The 14,556-nt window shown below is 74.3% G+C and carries 11 protein-coding genes and 1 tRNA gene; 6 read left to right on the plus strand and 6 right to left on the minus strand.

Going from position 1 to position 14,556, the window contains the following annotated elements; all coding sequences use genetic code 11:
* Positions 1 to 5: 5 nt before the first annotated feature.
* From OG594_RS40540 to OG594_RS40555, 4 genes are all read right to left on the minus strand, one after another.
* The gene (locus tag OG594_RS40540) at positions 6 to 1,205 is read right to left on the minus strand and encodes an AAA family ATPase (RefSeq protein ID WP_266607381.1); all 1,200 of its coding nucleotides are present in this window, start codon (positions 1,203 to 1,205) and stop codon (positions 6 to 8) included.
* Complete coding sequence (locus tag OG594_RS40545; protein WP_266607382.1) at positions 1,202 to 2,881, minus strand: ankyrin repeat domain-containing protein; 1,680 nt, start codon at positions 2,879 to 2,881, stop codon at positions 1,202 to 1,204. The genes OG594_RS40540 and OG594_RS40545 overlap by 4 nt, the downstream gene beginning before the upstream one ends.
* Complete coding sequence (locus tag OG594_RS40550; protein WP_266607383.1) at positions 2,878 to 4,014, minus strand: gala protein; 1,137 nt, start codon at positions 4,012 to 4,014, stop codon at positions 2,878 to 2,880. The genes OG594_RS40545 and OG594_RS40550 overlap by 4 nt, the downstream gene beginning before the upstream one ends.
* 74 nt (positions 4,015 to 4,088) lie before the next feature.
* A tRNA-Arg gene (locus tag OG594_RS40555) sits at positions 4,089 to 4,161 on the minus strand.
* A 399-nt stretch (positions 4,162 to 4,560) separates the two neighbouring features.
* Between OG594_RS40555 and OG594_RS40560 the strand changes: the two genes are divergently transcribed.
* From OG594_RS40560 to OG594_RS40585, 6 genes are read left to right on the plus strand one after another with little or no spacing between them, the layout of a single operon-like run.
* Positions 4,561 to 5,619 carry a 3-oxoacyl-ACP synthase III family protein gene (locus tag OG594_RS40560; RefSeq protein ID WP_266607384.1) on the plus strand — a complete coding sequence of 353 codons (1,059 nt, stop codon included), beginning with the start codon at positions 4,561 to 4,563 and terminating at the stop codon, positions 5,617 to 5,619.
* Positions 5,620 to 5,622: 3 nt separating this feature from the next.
* Positions 5,623 to 6,477, plus strand: coding sequence for a hypothetical protein (locus OG594_RS40565; RefSeq protein WP_266607385.1), 855 nt, complete (start codon positions 5,623 to 5,625; stop codon positions 6,475 to 6,477).
* A gap of 5 nt (positions 6,478 to 6,482) precedes the next feature.
* On the plus strand, positions 6,483 to 8,525 hold the full coding sequence (locus tag OG594_RS40570) for a fatty acid CoA ligase family protein (RefSeq protein WP_266607386.1): 2,043 nt from the start codon (positions 6,483 to 6,485) through the stop codon (positions 8,523 to 8,525).
* Positions 8,522 to 9,655 (plus strand): NAD(P)-dependent oxidoreductase, encoded by a 1,134-nt coding sequence (locus OG594_RS40575; protein WP_266607387.1) that lies wholly within the window; start codon positions 8,522 to 8,524, stop codon positions 9,653 to 9,655. Before OG594_RS40570 ends, OG594_RS40575 begins: the two co-directional genes overlap by 4 nt.
* The gene (locus tag OG594_RS40580; RefSeq protein ID WP_266607388.1) at positions 9,652 to 12,963 is read left to right on the plus strand and encodes a non-ribosomal peptide synthetase; all 3,312 of its coding nucleotides are present in this window, start codon (positions 9,652 to 9,654) and stop codon (positions 12,961 to 12,963) included. Before OG594_RS40575 ends, OG594_RS40580 begins: the two co-directional genes overlap by 4 nt.
* A complete protein-coding gene (locus OG594_RS40585; RefSeq protein ID WP_266607389.1) occupies positions 12,960 to 13,676 on the plus strand; it encodes a formyltransferase family protein in 717 nt (238 codons plus the stop codon). The genes OG594_RS40580 and OG594_RS40585 overlap by 4 nt, the downstream gene beginning before the upstream one ends.
* Here the strand turns inward: OG594_RS40585 and OG594_RS40590 are convergent.
* Positions 13,645 to 14,046 (minus strand): hypothetical protein, encoded by a 402-nt coding sequence (locus OG594_RS40590; protein ID WP_266607390.1) that lies wholly within the window; start codon positions 14,044 to 14,046, stop codon positions 13,645 to 13,647. The two genes, OG594_RS40585 and OG594_RS40590, sit on opposite strands and share 32 nt — an antisense overlap.
* Positions 14,047 to 14,155: 109 nt before the next feature.
* Positions 14,156 to 14,515, minus strand: coding sequence for a ferrous iron transport protein A (locus OG594_RS40595; protein ID WP_266607391.1), 360 nt, complete (start codon positions 14,513 to 14,515; stop codon positions 14,156 to 14,158).
* Positions 14,516 to 14,556: the final 41 nt, after the last annotated feature.

A 14,556-nucleotide genomic window follows, 5' to 3' on the forward strand; every position in this document is an offset into this window, starting at 1 on the left:
CGGGCTCAGTCGCCGCCCGGCAGCGAGCCGGACAGCTGGAGCAGTTCCACGAAGGCGTCGATGCCGGCGGGCACCGGCCAGTCGAGGTCGCGCATCGCGGCGAGGTCGGCGGCGGCGCGGGCGGCGACGTCGGGCACGCCCGCGTCCACGGCCTTGGCGAGGACCGCCCAGCCCGCCTCCCACCGGGGACGGGTGAGCTCGCTCTGCACGGCCGCGACCACGGCGATGAGGAAGGCCAGCTGCCGGTCGCCGCGCTCGGGCAGGGCGAAGGCGTCGGGGTCGGCCAGCACCCGGTCCGGGTCGGGCAGGTCGAGGTGTTCCAGGTACGAGAGCAGTTCGATCCCGGCGGCTTCGCCCACGGCGCCGGTGAGCGCGGCCGCCAGCGCCTCCCGGCCCGTCGATGCCGCGTATCCGGTGGCCAGCAGCCGCAGGGCCATCTCCCAGGTACGCGGGGAGGGCCAGCCGCGGCCCCGTCCGGCGGCCTCGGCCGGCATGTGGTGGACCAGGCCCGGTCGGGCCGTGAGGAAGCCGGAGACGGCGCCGCGGGCCCGGGCGACCGACCCGGAGGCCTTGGCGGGATCGACGGCCGGGATCGCCACCTCGGGCCAGGTGCCGGCCATCCCGCGGGCCACGGTGCGCGGGTTGTGCGTCCAGTCGAGGTGGACGAAGCGGTTCGCGAGCGGCGGGCTGAGGTGCCAGCCGTCGGCGGCGCTGGCGGGCGGATTGGCCGCGGCGACGATCCGTACCGCCGCCGGCAGTTCGAGGCTGCCGACCCGGCGCTCCAGGACCACGCGCAGCAGGGCCGCCTGCACGGCCGGCGGGGCGGAGGACAGCTCGTCGAAGAACAGCAGCCCGTGCCCGGTGCGGGCGAGGCGTACCGCCCAGTCCGGCGGGGCCATGGGGACACCCGTGGTGGCCGGGTCCTCGCCGACGATGGGCAGCCCCGCGAAGTCGGACGGCTCGTGGACGCTGGCGATGACGGTCTCCAGCCGGACGCCGAGCGCGGTGGCGAGCTGCTGCATGCCGGCGGACTTGCCGATGCCGGGCTCACCCCACAGGAGGACCGGCTGATTGGCCGTCACGGCCAGTGCCAGTGCTTCCAGTTGGGGGTTGGTGGCGGGTTCGGTGCGGGTGGCGCCCAGCCGGGCACCCAGGGCATCGGCGGCGGCCAGGGCCCGTGCGGGCTGCGGTTGGGTCGCACTCACGCGTCGTCGTCCTCGTCGTCCTCGTCCGCGTCGTCCTCGCGGTACGCCAAGTGATCGTCGTACCAGTCGGCGCCGATCCCGGGGAACTCCTCGTCGACGCGGTCCCGCAGGAAGGTGAGGTCGGTGCGCTTGTAGCGGAGAACCTCCTGGGACAGCGACAGTTCCAGCTCGTCGACGACGTCGATCCGGGCGCCCGCCGCCAGCAGGGCCCTGACCAGGTCAGCCGAACCGCCCCAGTGCACGGCTGACAGCAGCGGGGTGCGTTCGTTCTTGTCCCGTGCTTCCAGATCGAGCCCGGCCGCCAGCAGCCGGGGCAGCAGCACCTCGTGGTCGAGCAGGTGGAGCGCGTGCAGCAGGCCGCGGCCGCGGGCGTCGCGGATCCGCGGGTCCATACCCGCGTCCAGCAGCGCCACCACACCCGGGGTGTCACCGTGCTGGGCGTACAGGAAGAGTTCCTGCCGCTGGACCTGGAGGGCGCGCGGCAGCCGCCCCTCGCCCGTGGTCCAGCTCTGCTGCACGGCGAAGCACCCGGAGACCGCGCCGCCGAACGCCCGCATGGCACGCTCGCGTTGTTGCTCTTCGGGGGTGTGCGGAACGTCGAGTACGCCGCCCCGCGAGTGCACCTCGTGCCACCCGCCACGGCAGCGCACCCGGGCCGACCTGCCCGTGCCGGGGCCGGGCGGACCCACGGCGGGTCCGGCGCCGGGGAACAGCGCTGCGGCCACCAGCGGATGCAGTTCGCGCGGGGAGACCAGGCCGGTCCGGACCAGTTCGAGGTCGGGCAGCCGCTGCCAGACGTACCCGGGCAGGGCCGGGACGTCGAGTGCCTCGGCCTGTTCGACGACGCGGGCCCGCAGTCCGTGCGGTCCGGTGTGTTCGAAGAGGAGGTACGTACGCCAGCCGGCCGCGAGCCGGTACCGGTCTCCCGCTCCCGCCGCCACGAGCCGCGCCACCTCCGGCGCGAGCCGGGTGAGGTCGAAGGTCATCCCCGCGAGGACCGCCTCCGGGTCGTTCTGTCGCTGGTGCTGCTGCGGAGCGGGGAGGGTCAGGTCACACGCGATGCCTGCCGCCGCGTAGGCCCCGACCACGTCCTTGCGGGCCCACAGCGCGGCGATCCGCTCGGCGAGGCCGTCCGCATCGGCGAAGCGCGCGCCCAACTCGGACACGTGGCGGGCGTCCCAGAACGGCCGGACCGCGGTCCAGTCCTGCGAGGTGAAGCCGCTCCCGGTGTACAGGTTCCGCTTCTTCGCAGTGACCGGCGTGCAGTGCAGGCGCAGCCGCTGCGGGCCTTCGCTCATGTGGGGTGTGGTGACCGACAGGGTCGGACCCCCGGGGCCGCCGTAGGAGGCGAGCAGGATCCGCCGGTCGGTGGCGATGGTGGTGCGGCCGCCCAAGTACCGCGGCAGGTGCCAGCGCAGCAGGTCCGGGGCGAAGTGCCGCAGGTCCTCCGCCACCGCCTCGGCCACGGCGGCGCCGTAGCGGGCCTCCACTGCGGGCAGCTCGAACTCGACGTCCACGGCGGCGGCCGCGCAGGCTGCGCGCCAGTCCCCGGCCAGCCGGTGCGCGGTGGCCTGCTCGATCATCCAGCCGGGCACGGCGTAGCGGCGGATCCGCCGCCAGGCCGGGCGGTCCTCCGGTTGCAGGCCGCCGGGCAGTTCGGCGTTCTCCACGCTCACCGGTACACGCTGCCGATGGCGCGCAGGTCCGGATGGGCCGCCCGGGCGGGGCGGAGCCGTGCGGTGAAGGAACGCTTCACGCGGCGGGGCAGGCCCGGGCCGAGGCCCACGTACTCCAGGGGGCCGTCCGCGGGCACCGCCGCGAGCAGGCTCTTCGCACCGCGCCCGGTGAGGCCGGTGTGGCGCAGTTCCAGGCGGCGCAGCGGGCTGCCGGGAAGTGCCGCGGCCAGGGCGTACGCGCCTTCGTCGCCGGGGTCGTTGCCGGGGCACCCGAGGCTGCGCTCCGACAGGGTCCGCCCGAGGTCGAGCGCTTCGATGCCACCGAGGGAGGCGGCCAGGCTACGCGCTCCGGCGGCGCCGATGCCGTTGCCGCCGAGCCCGAGACGGACCGGATGGGCGGAGTCGGCCGCGGCACGGGCGAGGGCCGCGGCGCCCTCGTCGCCGAGGTGGTTGGCGGGGACGTACAGTTCGCGCACCCCGGCCTCGCGTATCAGGGCGGCCAGTAGTGGGGCGGCGTCGGGGCCGAGGCCGTTGCCGCCGAGGAAGAGCCGTTCCAGGGGCTGCTCGCGCTCCAGCAGGGCGTCGAGCAGGAGACGTACGCCGTCGGCGCCGATCCCGGTGTTGACCAGGTCGAGGGTGCGCAGGGTGGTGTTGCGGCGCAGCAGCGCGGCCAGGGTGCGGGCGCCGTCCTCGAAGAGCGGGTTGCGCTTGAGCCAGAGGGCGCGGACGGTCGTGTCCTCGCTGAGGGCGCCGGCGAGGGAGCCCACCCCGTCGGGGCCGATCCGGTTGCAGCCGAGGTAGAGGGTGTGCAGCCCGTGGTCGCCCGTGAGGGCCCCGGCCAGGGTGCCCGCGCCCGCGTCGCCGATGGCATTGGTGCCGAGGAGCAGGTGTTTGGCGTGCGCGGAGGCGGTGGCGGCCGGCAGCAGGCGGGCCGCGCCGGCCGGGCCGAGCCCTTGCTTGCACAGGTCGACGCGGCCGTCTGTGCGCAGGGTGCCGAGGGGGAAGGTCTCGTCGGTCTCGACGGGCCGGTCCGCGACGAGCCGGGCGAGCAGCGGGTCGAGGCGGGCCGGGTCGGCCGGTGGCAGGTCGGGGTGCTCGATCGCGGGGCACCGTACGGGTGTCGGCTGTGTCATCACCACTCCACCGGTTTCATTCGCCGGTGCCCGGCGTCCATCACGACTTGAAGCGAGAACTGTAGAAGTAGGCGCAAGACCGGTCGGATTCGAACCGACGTCCTCCAGCTCGAAGCGTGGGCGCGACGACCTCTGCGCTACGGCCTTGCTGCCGGCGATCATACCCGCCCGACGACCGGAAATCGATCACCAGTTTGGCTGATTGGTTCCGCGCGGACCCGCTCTCGCCGGAGTCAGGACCCTGCCCCGCTTACGCCCCGCGAGGTGGACCGAGTGGTTCCGGACAGGTTTTCGAGGGTGCGGGCGCCGCGGAGGAGAGGCGGAGGCTCGGATCCTGCTCGATGTCGCGGCGGTGGCGAGTGGCGACGGGTGGCCGATATTCGACCATATGTTCCTGATTTGCGAAGCCCTGACACATCGTCGACATCTCCGTACGCTACGGTAACTTGACTGTCCGTTATTCCCCGGACGCCCTTTGAATCCCTCTGTCAACCACCGCCCTGGCACTCCCATGCCCCGGGCGGACCGCTACGGAGAGCGACACACATGAGCACCACCACGCACAGCCGAATAGAAGCCTTAGGCGTCTGCCTTCCGGCAGCAGTCCAGACCACTCCTCAACTCGCCGCCCTGGTCCCGGGGCTGGGGGACGTGGACATCGAGAAGATCACCGGGATCACCGAGCGGCGCGTGTACGACCCCGAACCGGCGGCCGGCGAGGACTCGTTCGGGATGGCTCTGGCCGCCGCCCGGGACGCGCTGGAGTCCTCCCGCTACCGGGCCGAGGACCTCGACATCGTCATCTCCGCCTCGATCACCCGCTTCAAGGACGGCAGCCGCTTCGCCTTCGAGCCGTCCTTCGCCGCGATGCTGGCCCGGGAGCTGGGCGCCCGCTCCGCCATCCACTTCGACGTCTCCAACGCCTGCGCCGGAATGATGACGGGCGTCTGGCTGCTCGACCGGATGATCCGCTCGGGTGCCGTGCGGCGCGGCCTGGTCGTCAGCGGTGAGCAGGCGACCCGCGTCGCGCAGACCGCCGCGCGCGAGATGACCGACTCCTACGACCCGCAGTTCGCCTCGCTCTCCGTCGGGGACTCGGCGGCCGCGGTCGTCCTGGACGTCTCCGCCGACGCCGCCGACCGCATCCACTACATCGAGCTGATGACCTGCTCCGAGTACTCCCACCTGTGCATGGGCATGCCCAGCGACCGCACCCCCGGCATCTCCCTCTACACGGACAACAAGAAGATGCACAACCGCGACCGGCTCAAACTGTGGCCGCGGTTCCACGGGGACTTCCTGGCCAAGAGGGGGCGGGAGTTCGCCGGTGAGGAGTTCGACTACGTGATCCAGCACCAAGTCGGCACCCGCTTCATCGACTACGTCAACCAGACGGCCGAGGCCGAGTTCGGAGCCCCCATGCCCACCTCCCTCTCCGTGGTGGAGCGGTACGGGAACACCGCCACGACCTCGCACTTCCTGACGCTGTGCGAGCACCTCAGGACGGGCGGAGCCCGCCCCGGAGCCAAGTACCTGATGGTGCCGGCCGCCTCCGGCGTGGTCACCGGTGCCCTGTCCGCGACGCTCACGAACGTGGGGGTGTGAGCCATGGGCATGGTCATCACCGCAGCCGCAACCGCCCTGCCCGACGCGTCCGCCCCGGCTTCCGTCGTGGACCTGGCGGGCCGCGCCGCCCGAGACGCCCTGGCCCGGGCCGCAGTGCCGGCCTCCTCGATCGGCACCCTCATCAACGTCGGCGTCTACCGGGAGCACAACACCTTCGAACCGGCCATGGCGGCCCTGGTCCAGAAGGAGGTCGGCATCAACCTCGACTACATCGCCGACCCCGAACCGGCCGCGGGCTTCTCCTTCGACCTGATGAACGGAGCCTGCGGCGTGCTGAACGCCGTCCAGGTGGGCCTGTCGCTGCTGGAGACGGGAACCACCGAACGGCTGCTGATCACCGCTGCCGACGTCCACCCCGGCGGCGACGCGGACCGCGACGCCGACTACCCGTACGCGGACCTGGCCGGCGCCCTCCTGCTGGAGCGCAGCGCCGACCCCGGCGCCGGGTTCGGGCCGGTGCGCCACTACACCGCCGACCGGCCCACCGACGTCGAGGGCTACCTCGACACCGGCACCATGGGCCGGCACGGGCGGACCACGATCACCGTCCGGCGCGAGCCGGGCCACGCGGAGCGGCTGAGCGCGTTCGCGGAGCGTGCCGCCGCCGACTACGCGCAGGAGATCGGCATCGACCTCGACAGGACCCTGGTGATCGGTCCGTCCACGGCCGCCGACGACGCAGGGGGCCGGGGAGAGCCGCACACCGCGGCGCCGGTCCTCGGCTACCTCCGGGCGATGGACGGCGCACGCCGCGACGACCACGACCAGTTCCTGTTCGTGTCGGTCGGCGCGGGCCCCAGCGCGGCGTGCGCCCTCTACCGGCCCGAGGGGTGGTGAGCACCGTGCCGCAGACGGGGTTCACCAGCGACCCGACCGTGGAGCACCCGGCCACCGTCACGGGCGGCGTGGCCGGGTGGCTCGAACGGAACGCCCGCGCGTTCCCCGGCAAGCCGGCCGTCATCCACCCCGACGGCCGGGGCTCCGGCAACTACGCCACTCTCACCTACGGCGAGTTGCAGGAGAGGGTCGAGGAACTGGCCCGCGGATTCCGGCGCGCCGGAATCACCCGGGGCACCAGGACGGTGCTGATGGCCCCACCCGGGCCGGAGCTGTTCGCCCTCTGCTTCGCGCTGTTCCGGGTCGGGGCCGTGCCCGTAGTCGTGGATCCCGGCATGGGCGTACGGCGCATGCTGCACTGCTACCGGGCCGTGGGCGCCGAGGCGTTCATCGGGCCGCCCCTCGCCCACCTCGTGCGCGTCCTGGGCCGTCGTACCTTCGCCGGGGTACGCGTACCCGTCACCCTGGGGCGGCGCCGGCTCGGCCGCGGCCACACGCTGGCCGCGCTGCGCGCCACCTCCGCGACCGGGCGGTACGCGGACGAGACCGCGCAGCCCGGCGGGGACGACCTGCTGATGATCGGCTTCACCACCGGAAGCACGGGCCCGGCCAAGGGAGTCGAATACACCCACCGCATGGCGCTGTCCATCGCCGGCCAGATAGAAGCCGTCCACGGCCGCACCCGCGACGACGTCTCCCTGGTGACCCTGCCCTTCTACGGCGTGCTCGACCTGGTCTACGGATCCACCCTGGTCCTCGCGCCGCTGGCCCCCGCCAAGGTCGCCCAGGCGGACCCGGCGCTGCTCGTGGACGCGCTGGAACGATTCCGCGTCACCACGATGTTCGCCTCGCCCGCCTTGCTGCGGAACCTGGCCGGGCACCTCACCGGCGCCGCCCGCGGCCGCCACCCGCTGCCCGACCTGCGCTGCGTCGTGTCCGGCGGGGCCCCGGTGCCCGACGCGGTCGTGGCCGCGCTCCGCTCCGTCCTCGACGAGAAGGCACGGATCCACGTGACCTACGGGGCCACGGAGGTCCTGCCGATCACCTCGATCGAGGCGGCCGAGATCCTCGGCGACGACGAGGCCGACACCGGTCGCGAAGGCGGCGGCACCGCGGCCCGGGCCGCCGCCGGCGAAGGGACCTGCGTCGGTCGGCCCGTCCCCGGCACCCGGGTGGCCATCGCCCCCGTCACCGACGGCCCGCTCGCCCGCTTCGACCCCGCGGCCGGCCTGCCGGCCGGGCGCGTCGGCGAGATCCTGGTGCAGGGCGACTCCGTCAGCCTGCGCTACCACCGCGCACCCGGGTCCGACGCCGCGCACAAGGCGACCGAGGAACGCCCCGGTGGCGAAGCCCCGCGCATCTGGCACCGGACCGGCGACCTGGGCCACCTCGACGCCGAAGGCCGGCTCTGGTTCTGCGGGCGCGCCACCCAGCGGGTCCGCACCGGCTACCGGGACCTGCACACCGTGCGCTGCGAGGGCGTCTTCAACGCCCATCCGCTGGTCCGGCGCACCGCCCTGGTCGGCATCGGGCCGGCCGGCGTACAACGGCCCGTCGTCTGCGTGGAGACCGAGACCGGGGCGGACGGGGCGGCGCTCGACGAAGGCGCGTGGACCGAGCTCGTCGGCGAGCTGCGCACGATGGCCGAGGAGCACGCCGCGACCACCGGCCTCCAGGCGTTCCTGCGCCACCCCGGCTTCCCCGTGGACATCCGGCACAACGCCAAGATCGGCCGCGAGGAGCTGGCCCGCTGGGCCGAGCGGCAACAGGCCCGGCCCGCGTCGTCCGCGGGCCGGCGGGCGGCCCGGATCGTGCCGCTCGCCGGATGGGCGTACCTCGTCGGCGGGGCGGTGTGGGCCGCGGCCGGAGGAGTTCCCGACGTCCCGGTGCTGCGCTGGCTGTGGTGGACCGACGCCTTCCTCAGCATCGGCGTGCACGCCGCGCAGATCCCGTTCGCGCTGCCGCGCGGCCGGGCGGCCGGACACGGGACCGCCTCGGTGGTCGGGCGCACCATGCTCTACGGCGCGACCTGGTGGCGGGCGCTGTGAAGATCCTGGTCACCGGAGCATCCGGATTCCTGGGCGGGCACCTGGTCGACGGCGCCCTGCACCAGGGCCATCAGGTCCGCGCCCTGGTCCGCCCCGGCAGCGACGCCGTACGGCTGCGCTCCCTGCCCGGCGTCGAGGTCGTCACCGGCGACCTCACCGACGAAGGTTCGCTCGGGCGGGCAGCAGCGGGCTGCCAGGTGGTCCTGCACAGCGCGGCACGGGTCGTCGACCACGGCAGCCGCGCCCAGTTCGAGGCCGCCAACGTCACCGGCACGCAGCGGCTGCTCGCGGCGGCGCGGTCGGCGGGGGCACGCCGGTTCGTGTTCGTCTCCAGCCCGAGCGCCCTGATGCGGGTCCGGGAGGGCGACCGGCTCGGCATCGACGAGAGCACTCCGTACCCGCAGCGGTGGTTCAACCTCTACTGCGAGACGAAGGCGATCGCCGAACAGCACGTACGAGCGGCCGACGCCCCGGAGTTCACCACCTGCGCCGTACGGCCGCGCGGCATCTGGGGGCCGCGCGACCACGCCGGATTCCTGCCGCGCATGGTCGACGCCATGCGCGCCGGCCGGCTGCCCGACCTGTCGGGCGGCAAACGGGTCCTGGTCTCGCTCTGCCACGTCGACAACGCGGTGGACGCCTGCCTGCGGGCCGCGCTCGCCCCCGCCGGGCGGGTCGGCGGCAAGGCCTACTTCGTCGCGGACCGCGAGGAGACGGACCTGTGGCCGTTCCTGGCCCGGGTCGGCGCCCTGTTCGACTGCCCGCCGCCCGCGCCGCGCATCCCGCTCCTCCTCGGCCGCGGGATGGCCGCGGCGGTCGAGACGGGCTGGCGCCTGCGCCACCGGTCCGCAGCCGGCGGCGCTACCGACGCGACTCCGCCGCTGAGCCGCTACATGATGGCGCTGCTGACCCGCTCGGCGACGTACGACACCGCTGCCGCCCGGCACGACCTCGGCTACACGGCTCCGCGCAGCCAGGCCGACGGGCTGCGAGCCCTGCGGGAGTGGGTGACCGGGGTGGGCGGCGTCGCCGCCTGGACCGCGGGCCCGGCCGCTGCCGCCGCCGGCGGCACCGCCGTACCGGCCCGCCCCACCCCCGACCGCACCGAACAAGGGAACACGAAGTCATGACATCCCATCAGGTCGACGCCGGTGTCGACGCCGGTGTCGGAACCGGTGCTGGAACCGTCGGTGGCGGCACCGGCGTCCGCTACCGGCGTCCGGTGTCGCCCACCGAACGCCTCTACCTCTCCGCCGGAGACCCCCGCGGGGCCATGGCCCTGCGCATCGTCGTCGAGGGCGACGGCGTACCCGACCCCCAGGCGTTCCGGGCAGCCCTGGCACGGGCCGCCGAGTCGTGCCCGGGGTCGCGGCTCGTGCGGGTCGGGACGACGTGGAGCGCCGGGGGGCCGCTGCCGCAGGTGCGGTACGACGTACCGCACGCCGGTGCGTACGCCGACTCGGCTCCGGGGACGGTCGCTTGGCCCGCCGGGCCGTCGCGGCGGACGGAGCCGCCGGGCTGTGAGGTGCTGATCGTGCCGGGCGCGGACGGGAAGGAGACGGACGGGAAGACGGCGGACGGGAAGACGACCACCACGATCGTCTTCAGCGCCTCGCACGCCGTGATGGACGGTCACGGCGCCCTGACCTGGGTACGGGAGGTCTTCCGAGCCCTGCGCGGCGAGCCCGCCCGGCCCGCGCTCGACGCGGACACCGACGCCGGGCTGCTGCGCCGGCTCGGCAGCACCGGGCCGCGGCCCACGCCGGGGCCTCCCCGGCGTTCCCCGCTCGGCCCGACCGACGGCGGCGGCCGCCCGATCCGGACGCTGTGGCTGCGCCGCACCCTGCCCGGCCGCCGTCCCGCGCTCACCGCCCGCCTCGCGCAAGCCCTGGCCGACGCCGCAGGGATCGACACCCGTGTCATGGTCCCCGTCGACCTGCGCCGCCACCGCCCCGGGATCGCGGCCACGGGCAACCTGAGCCTGCCGCTGTTCCTGGACCTGCGCCCCGGGGAGGACTGGACGGCCGCGCACACCCGCCTGCTGACCGACCTGGCCGGGAACCGCGAACTCGCGGCCGGATTCGAAACGGCCCTCGCGCCGCTGCCGAGGTCAGTGACAGCCGCTCTGCTGCGCACCGCACAGGCCGTGGCGTCACGTACCGACCGCCACCTCGCTTCGGCCGTCGTCTCCCACCTCGGCCGCCTGGACCTGGCGGAATTCTCCGGCGGCGGCTTCACGGCCGGCACGGCCTACGCACTGCCGGTGCACGCCCCGCTGGTCCCGCTCTCCTTCGTCGCCGCCGAGAGCGGCACGACGACCGAGATCACGCTGGGCGTCCGCGGCGGGGGCCCGGATCTCGGCGCCCGCGCCGCGCGGTTGCTGGACGCGGTCCTGGCCGGCCTCGAACCGATCGCGGAGCACGGCCCCGCCGAAGCGGAGGCCGCAGCCACGGGCCCCGCACTCCGGTCGGCACACCCGGCTCCAGCCGTCCCGGCTCCAGCCGTCCCGGCTCCAGCCGTCCCGGCTCCGGGCGTCTTGGCTCCGGCTGTCTCGGCTCCGGCCGTCTCGGCTCCGGGCGTCCCCGAGCTCACCGTCGTGGACGCCTTCCGCGCCCAGGCCGCCCGCACCCCCGACGCGCCCGCGCTCGACGGGCCCGAGGGCGTGGTCACGTACGCCGAACTCGACCGGCGCTCCGACACCGTTGCGGACGGGCTCCGGCGCCGCGGCGTGGGACGCGAGGACCTGGTGGGACTGGTCGTCGACCGCACGCCCGCCGGAGTGTGCGCCCTGTGGGGCATCCTCAAGGCGGGCGCCGCCTACGTGCCGCTCGACCCCGGCCATCCCGGCGTACGGATCAGGGAGGTCCTCGGGCGTTCCGCCACCGGTCTGTGCCTGACCGGACGACACCTGGTCGAGGAACTCGCCCCCTTCGTGCCGGGAACCCTGCTCGCCGTCGAAGACCTCCTCGACGACGCCCCCGGCCCGGACGCGGGAGCGGAGGGATCCGCCGCCGCGGCGGACGTACGGCCCGCGGACCTCGCGTACGTCATCCACACCTCCGGTTCCACCGGCCGACCCAAGGGCGTGCAGATCGAGCACGGAAGCCTCATGGGCTTCGTCCGCTGGATGAGCGGCGTCTGCCGGGTCACCGGTCGCACGCGCTTCGGCTTCGCCTCCTCCTACGCCTTCGACATCTCGTGCTTCCCCCTCTTCCTGCCGCTGCTGGCCGGCGGTACGGCCGTCCTCGCCCCCGGCACGCCCTCGCCCACCGCCCTGCGCGAGCTCGTCGCCGAGCACCGCGCCGACACCCTCGCGCTCACGCCCTCCCATCTCGCCCTCCTCGGCGCCGGGGGCAACGGCGCCGGGGGCAACGGTTCCGCGGGCAACGGCCCCACGCACCGCCTGCGCACCCTGCTGCTGGGCGGTGAGCCCCTCACCCCCACCGCCGTACGGTCCGCGCGCACCGTCTTCGGGGCCGATTGCCGTGTCATCAACGCGTACGGGCCCACGGAGGCGACCGTCGCCGTACTCGCCCACACCGTGGACGGCGCCGAGAGCGGCGCCACCGTCCCGATCGGCTCGCCCGGCCCCTACGCCCGCGTCGACCTCGTCACCGAGGACGGCGAGAGCATCGGCAGCGGACCGGGCGACACCGGCCGCACCGGCGAGATCGTCGTGCGCGGGGTCCAGGTGGCCCGCGGCTACCTCGGTCCGTCCGACGGCCGTCCCTCGCCGTTCAGCACCGGCCCCGACGGAGTCCGCGCCTATCGCACCGGCGACCTCGGACGCCGACTGGCCGACGGAGCCGTCGAGTTCGCGGGGCGCATCGACGAACAGGTGAAGATCGCCGGGCACCGCGTCGACCCCGCCGAGGTCGTCGCCGCCCTCGAAGCCCACCCGGCCGTCCACCGCGCCGTCGTCGTGCCCCGCCGCCGCCCGAACTCCACGGCGACCGTGCTCTGCGCGTACGTACTGCCGACCGTCGACGACCCGGTAGTCCGCGCGGATCTGCCCCGCACCCTGCGGACCGAGCTCACCCGGACGCTCCCGACGTACCTCGTCCCCGCCCACGTCGTGGTGATCGACACCCTGCCCAGCACGGTCAGTGGCAAGACCGATCTCGACGCCTTCCCCGACCCCTTCGCCCACGCCGCGCCGGGCGGACCCGAACCCGTCACCTTGGAGGCGCGGGTCAGGCACCACTGGGCGGAGGTCCTCGGCGTCGACGGAGCGCTGCTGTCGTCGGACTCCGAATTCCACGCCCTCGGCGGTGATTCCCTGGCCCTGGTCGAGATGCTCACCGCCGTCTCCTCGGACCTGCTGACCCCCGGTCAGGCCACGCGGTTCACGGGCCGCCTCGACTGCCTCGTACGCAACCTGACGCTGGAGCAGGTCTGCGAGCACCTGGCCGCCGCCCGCGAGGAGGTGTCCGCATGATCTTCGTCGGAGAGGGAGCGCTGCTCCGCCGCGCCGTCACCCACGCGGCCACCCAGGGGTACCCGGTCGACCTGGTCTGCTCCGCCGACCCGCTGGACGCCGCCGCTGCCGACGCGGCCCACCTCGCGGCGGCGGACGTCAACGCCCACGCCGACGCGCTGGCCCGGGCCTGTACCGACGGCATCATCTGGTCCCTCAACAACCGGCAGATCTTCCGCGAGCCGCTGCTCCGGGCGGACGGGCTGCGCATCCTCAACATCCACAACGGACTGCTGCCGCGCCATCGCGGACTGCCCTCCGTCGCCGTCCTGTTCGCCCTGCTGCACGGCGACACGGAGTACGGCGCCACGGCCCACGAGGTCGACGCGGGCATCGACACCGGTCCGGTCCTGGCCGAACACCGCTTCCCCATCGGGCCCGAGGACCGGTACCACCAGGTCATGCTCCGCGGCATCCGGGCCTGCCAGGCCCTGTTCGAGCAGGTCCTCCCGGCGGTCACCACCGGAACCGTCCGCCCCGCACGCGTAGCGTCGGCGCAACCGTCCGGGTACTACGGGCTGCGCGCCCTGGACCGGCTGGACGCCTATCGCGACCACCCCGCCTACCCGCGCGCCACCGACCTCGGCCCCTTCGCCGCCCACGCCCCCGAGCTCGCCCGGGCGCTGGTCCGCCCGCCGTCGCTCAGACCTCCCGGGCGGTGTTCAGACGGGTGATCTCGGCGGCGTACGCGGCGGTGCGGACCGCCGAAGTGCCGCAGACGTACAGGCCGGTGCCGACCGTGGCCAGGGGGAGGGAGAGGAGCAGCGCGGCAAGCATCGGGCCCAGGTCGCGCTCTGCGTCACAGCGTTCGCCTTCGTCCCTCTGGTAGGTCACCTTGAAGTCGGTGTCCTGGTGGAAGGCGCGGGAGTCACATTCGATGGGCTCGGTGTTCTCGCCGCGGTCGATGCTGAAGGGGAAGACGAGCAGGTAGGCCACCCAGAGCCAGATGAGGGCGGCCGCGGCCATCAGTCCCCGGCCCCAGCCCTGCTCGCGCAGGCCGCGCACGCGGAATTCCCTGTCGTACACCTGTGCCTGTGAATTCATAGGGGCGAAGCTAGCGCAGACCGACCGCTCGACGGCCCGACCGCTCGACGGCCCGACCTCCCGACCGCGACGAAGGCCGCCTTCCGGTCCGCCGGGCCTCCGGCCGGGCTCACGTCCGGGGCGGAAGGGGAGGCCCGGGCCGCAGATATCGGTCCCAGATCTGGGCCTTGCGGTACGGGCCGCCCCCGTCGCCGTCGTACTGCGGCGCATCGAAGGCGACCCAGTAGGCCATCTCCCCGGCCCGTGCAGGGGGGTTCTCCACGAGCTCGGGCGCCCCCATGGCGTCGATCGTGCCCGGGAACTCGTTCCGCCAAGGGCCGTTCCGGTCCGGATCGTGGACGACCGTGACCCGACTGCCCGCAGCCAGCGCGCCGGCCGGCCAGTCCTGGCTCAGGGGCCGGCCCCTGATGTGTTCGACGACCCGTCGGTCATCCGGGCTCGACGAGGCGGAGGAGGGAGGAGCAACCATGCGCCCAGCATGCCGGCAGCGGATCGCTGAAGCCACGGGTT

It is taken from the genome of Streptomyces sp. NBC_01214, assembly GCF_026340975.1.
Lineage (GTDB): Bacteria > Actinomycetota > Actinomycetes > Streptomycetales > Streptomycetaceae > Streptomyces.

What these genes read in the sequence shown, in the direction of transcription:
- OG594_RS40550 (WP_266607383.1), bottom strand. Translation starts at nt 4,014, where the DNA reads ATGACACAGCCGACACCCGTACGGTGCCCCGCGATCGAGCACCCCGAC.
- OG594_RS40560 (WP_266607384.1), top strand. Translation starts at nt 4,561, where the DNA reads ATGAGCACCACCACGCACAGCCGAATAGAAGCCTTAGGCGTCTGCCTT.
- OG594_RS40585 (WP_266607389.1), top strand. Translation starts at nt 12,960, where the DNA reads ATGATCTTCGTCGGAGAGGGAGCGCTGCTCCGCCGCGCCGTCACCCAC.
- OG594_RS40580 (WP_266607388.1), top strand. Translation starts at nt 9,652, where the DNA reads ATGACATCCCATCAGGTCGACGCCGGTGTCGACGCCGGTGTCGGAACC.
- OG594_RS40565 (WP_266607385.1), top strand. Translation starts at nt 5,623, where the DNA reads ATGGGCATGGTCATCACCGCAGCCGCAACCGCCCTGCCCGACGCGTCC.
- OG594_RS40590 (WP_266607390.1), bottom strand. Translation starts at nt 14,046, where the DNA reads ATGAATTCACAGGCACAGGTGTACGACAGGGAATTCCGCGTGCGCGGC.
- OG594_RS40595 (WP_266607391.1), bottom strand. Translation starts at nt 14,515, where the DNA reads ATGGTTGCTCCTCCCTCCTCCGCCTCGTCGAGCCCGGATGACCGACGG.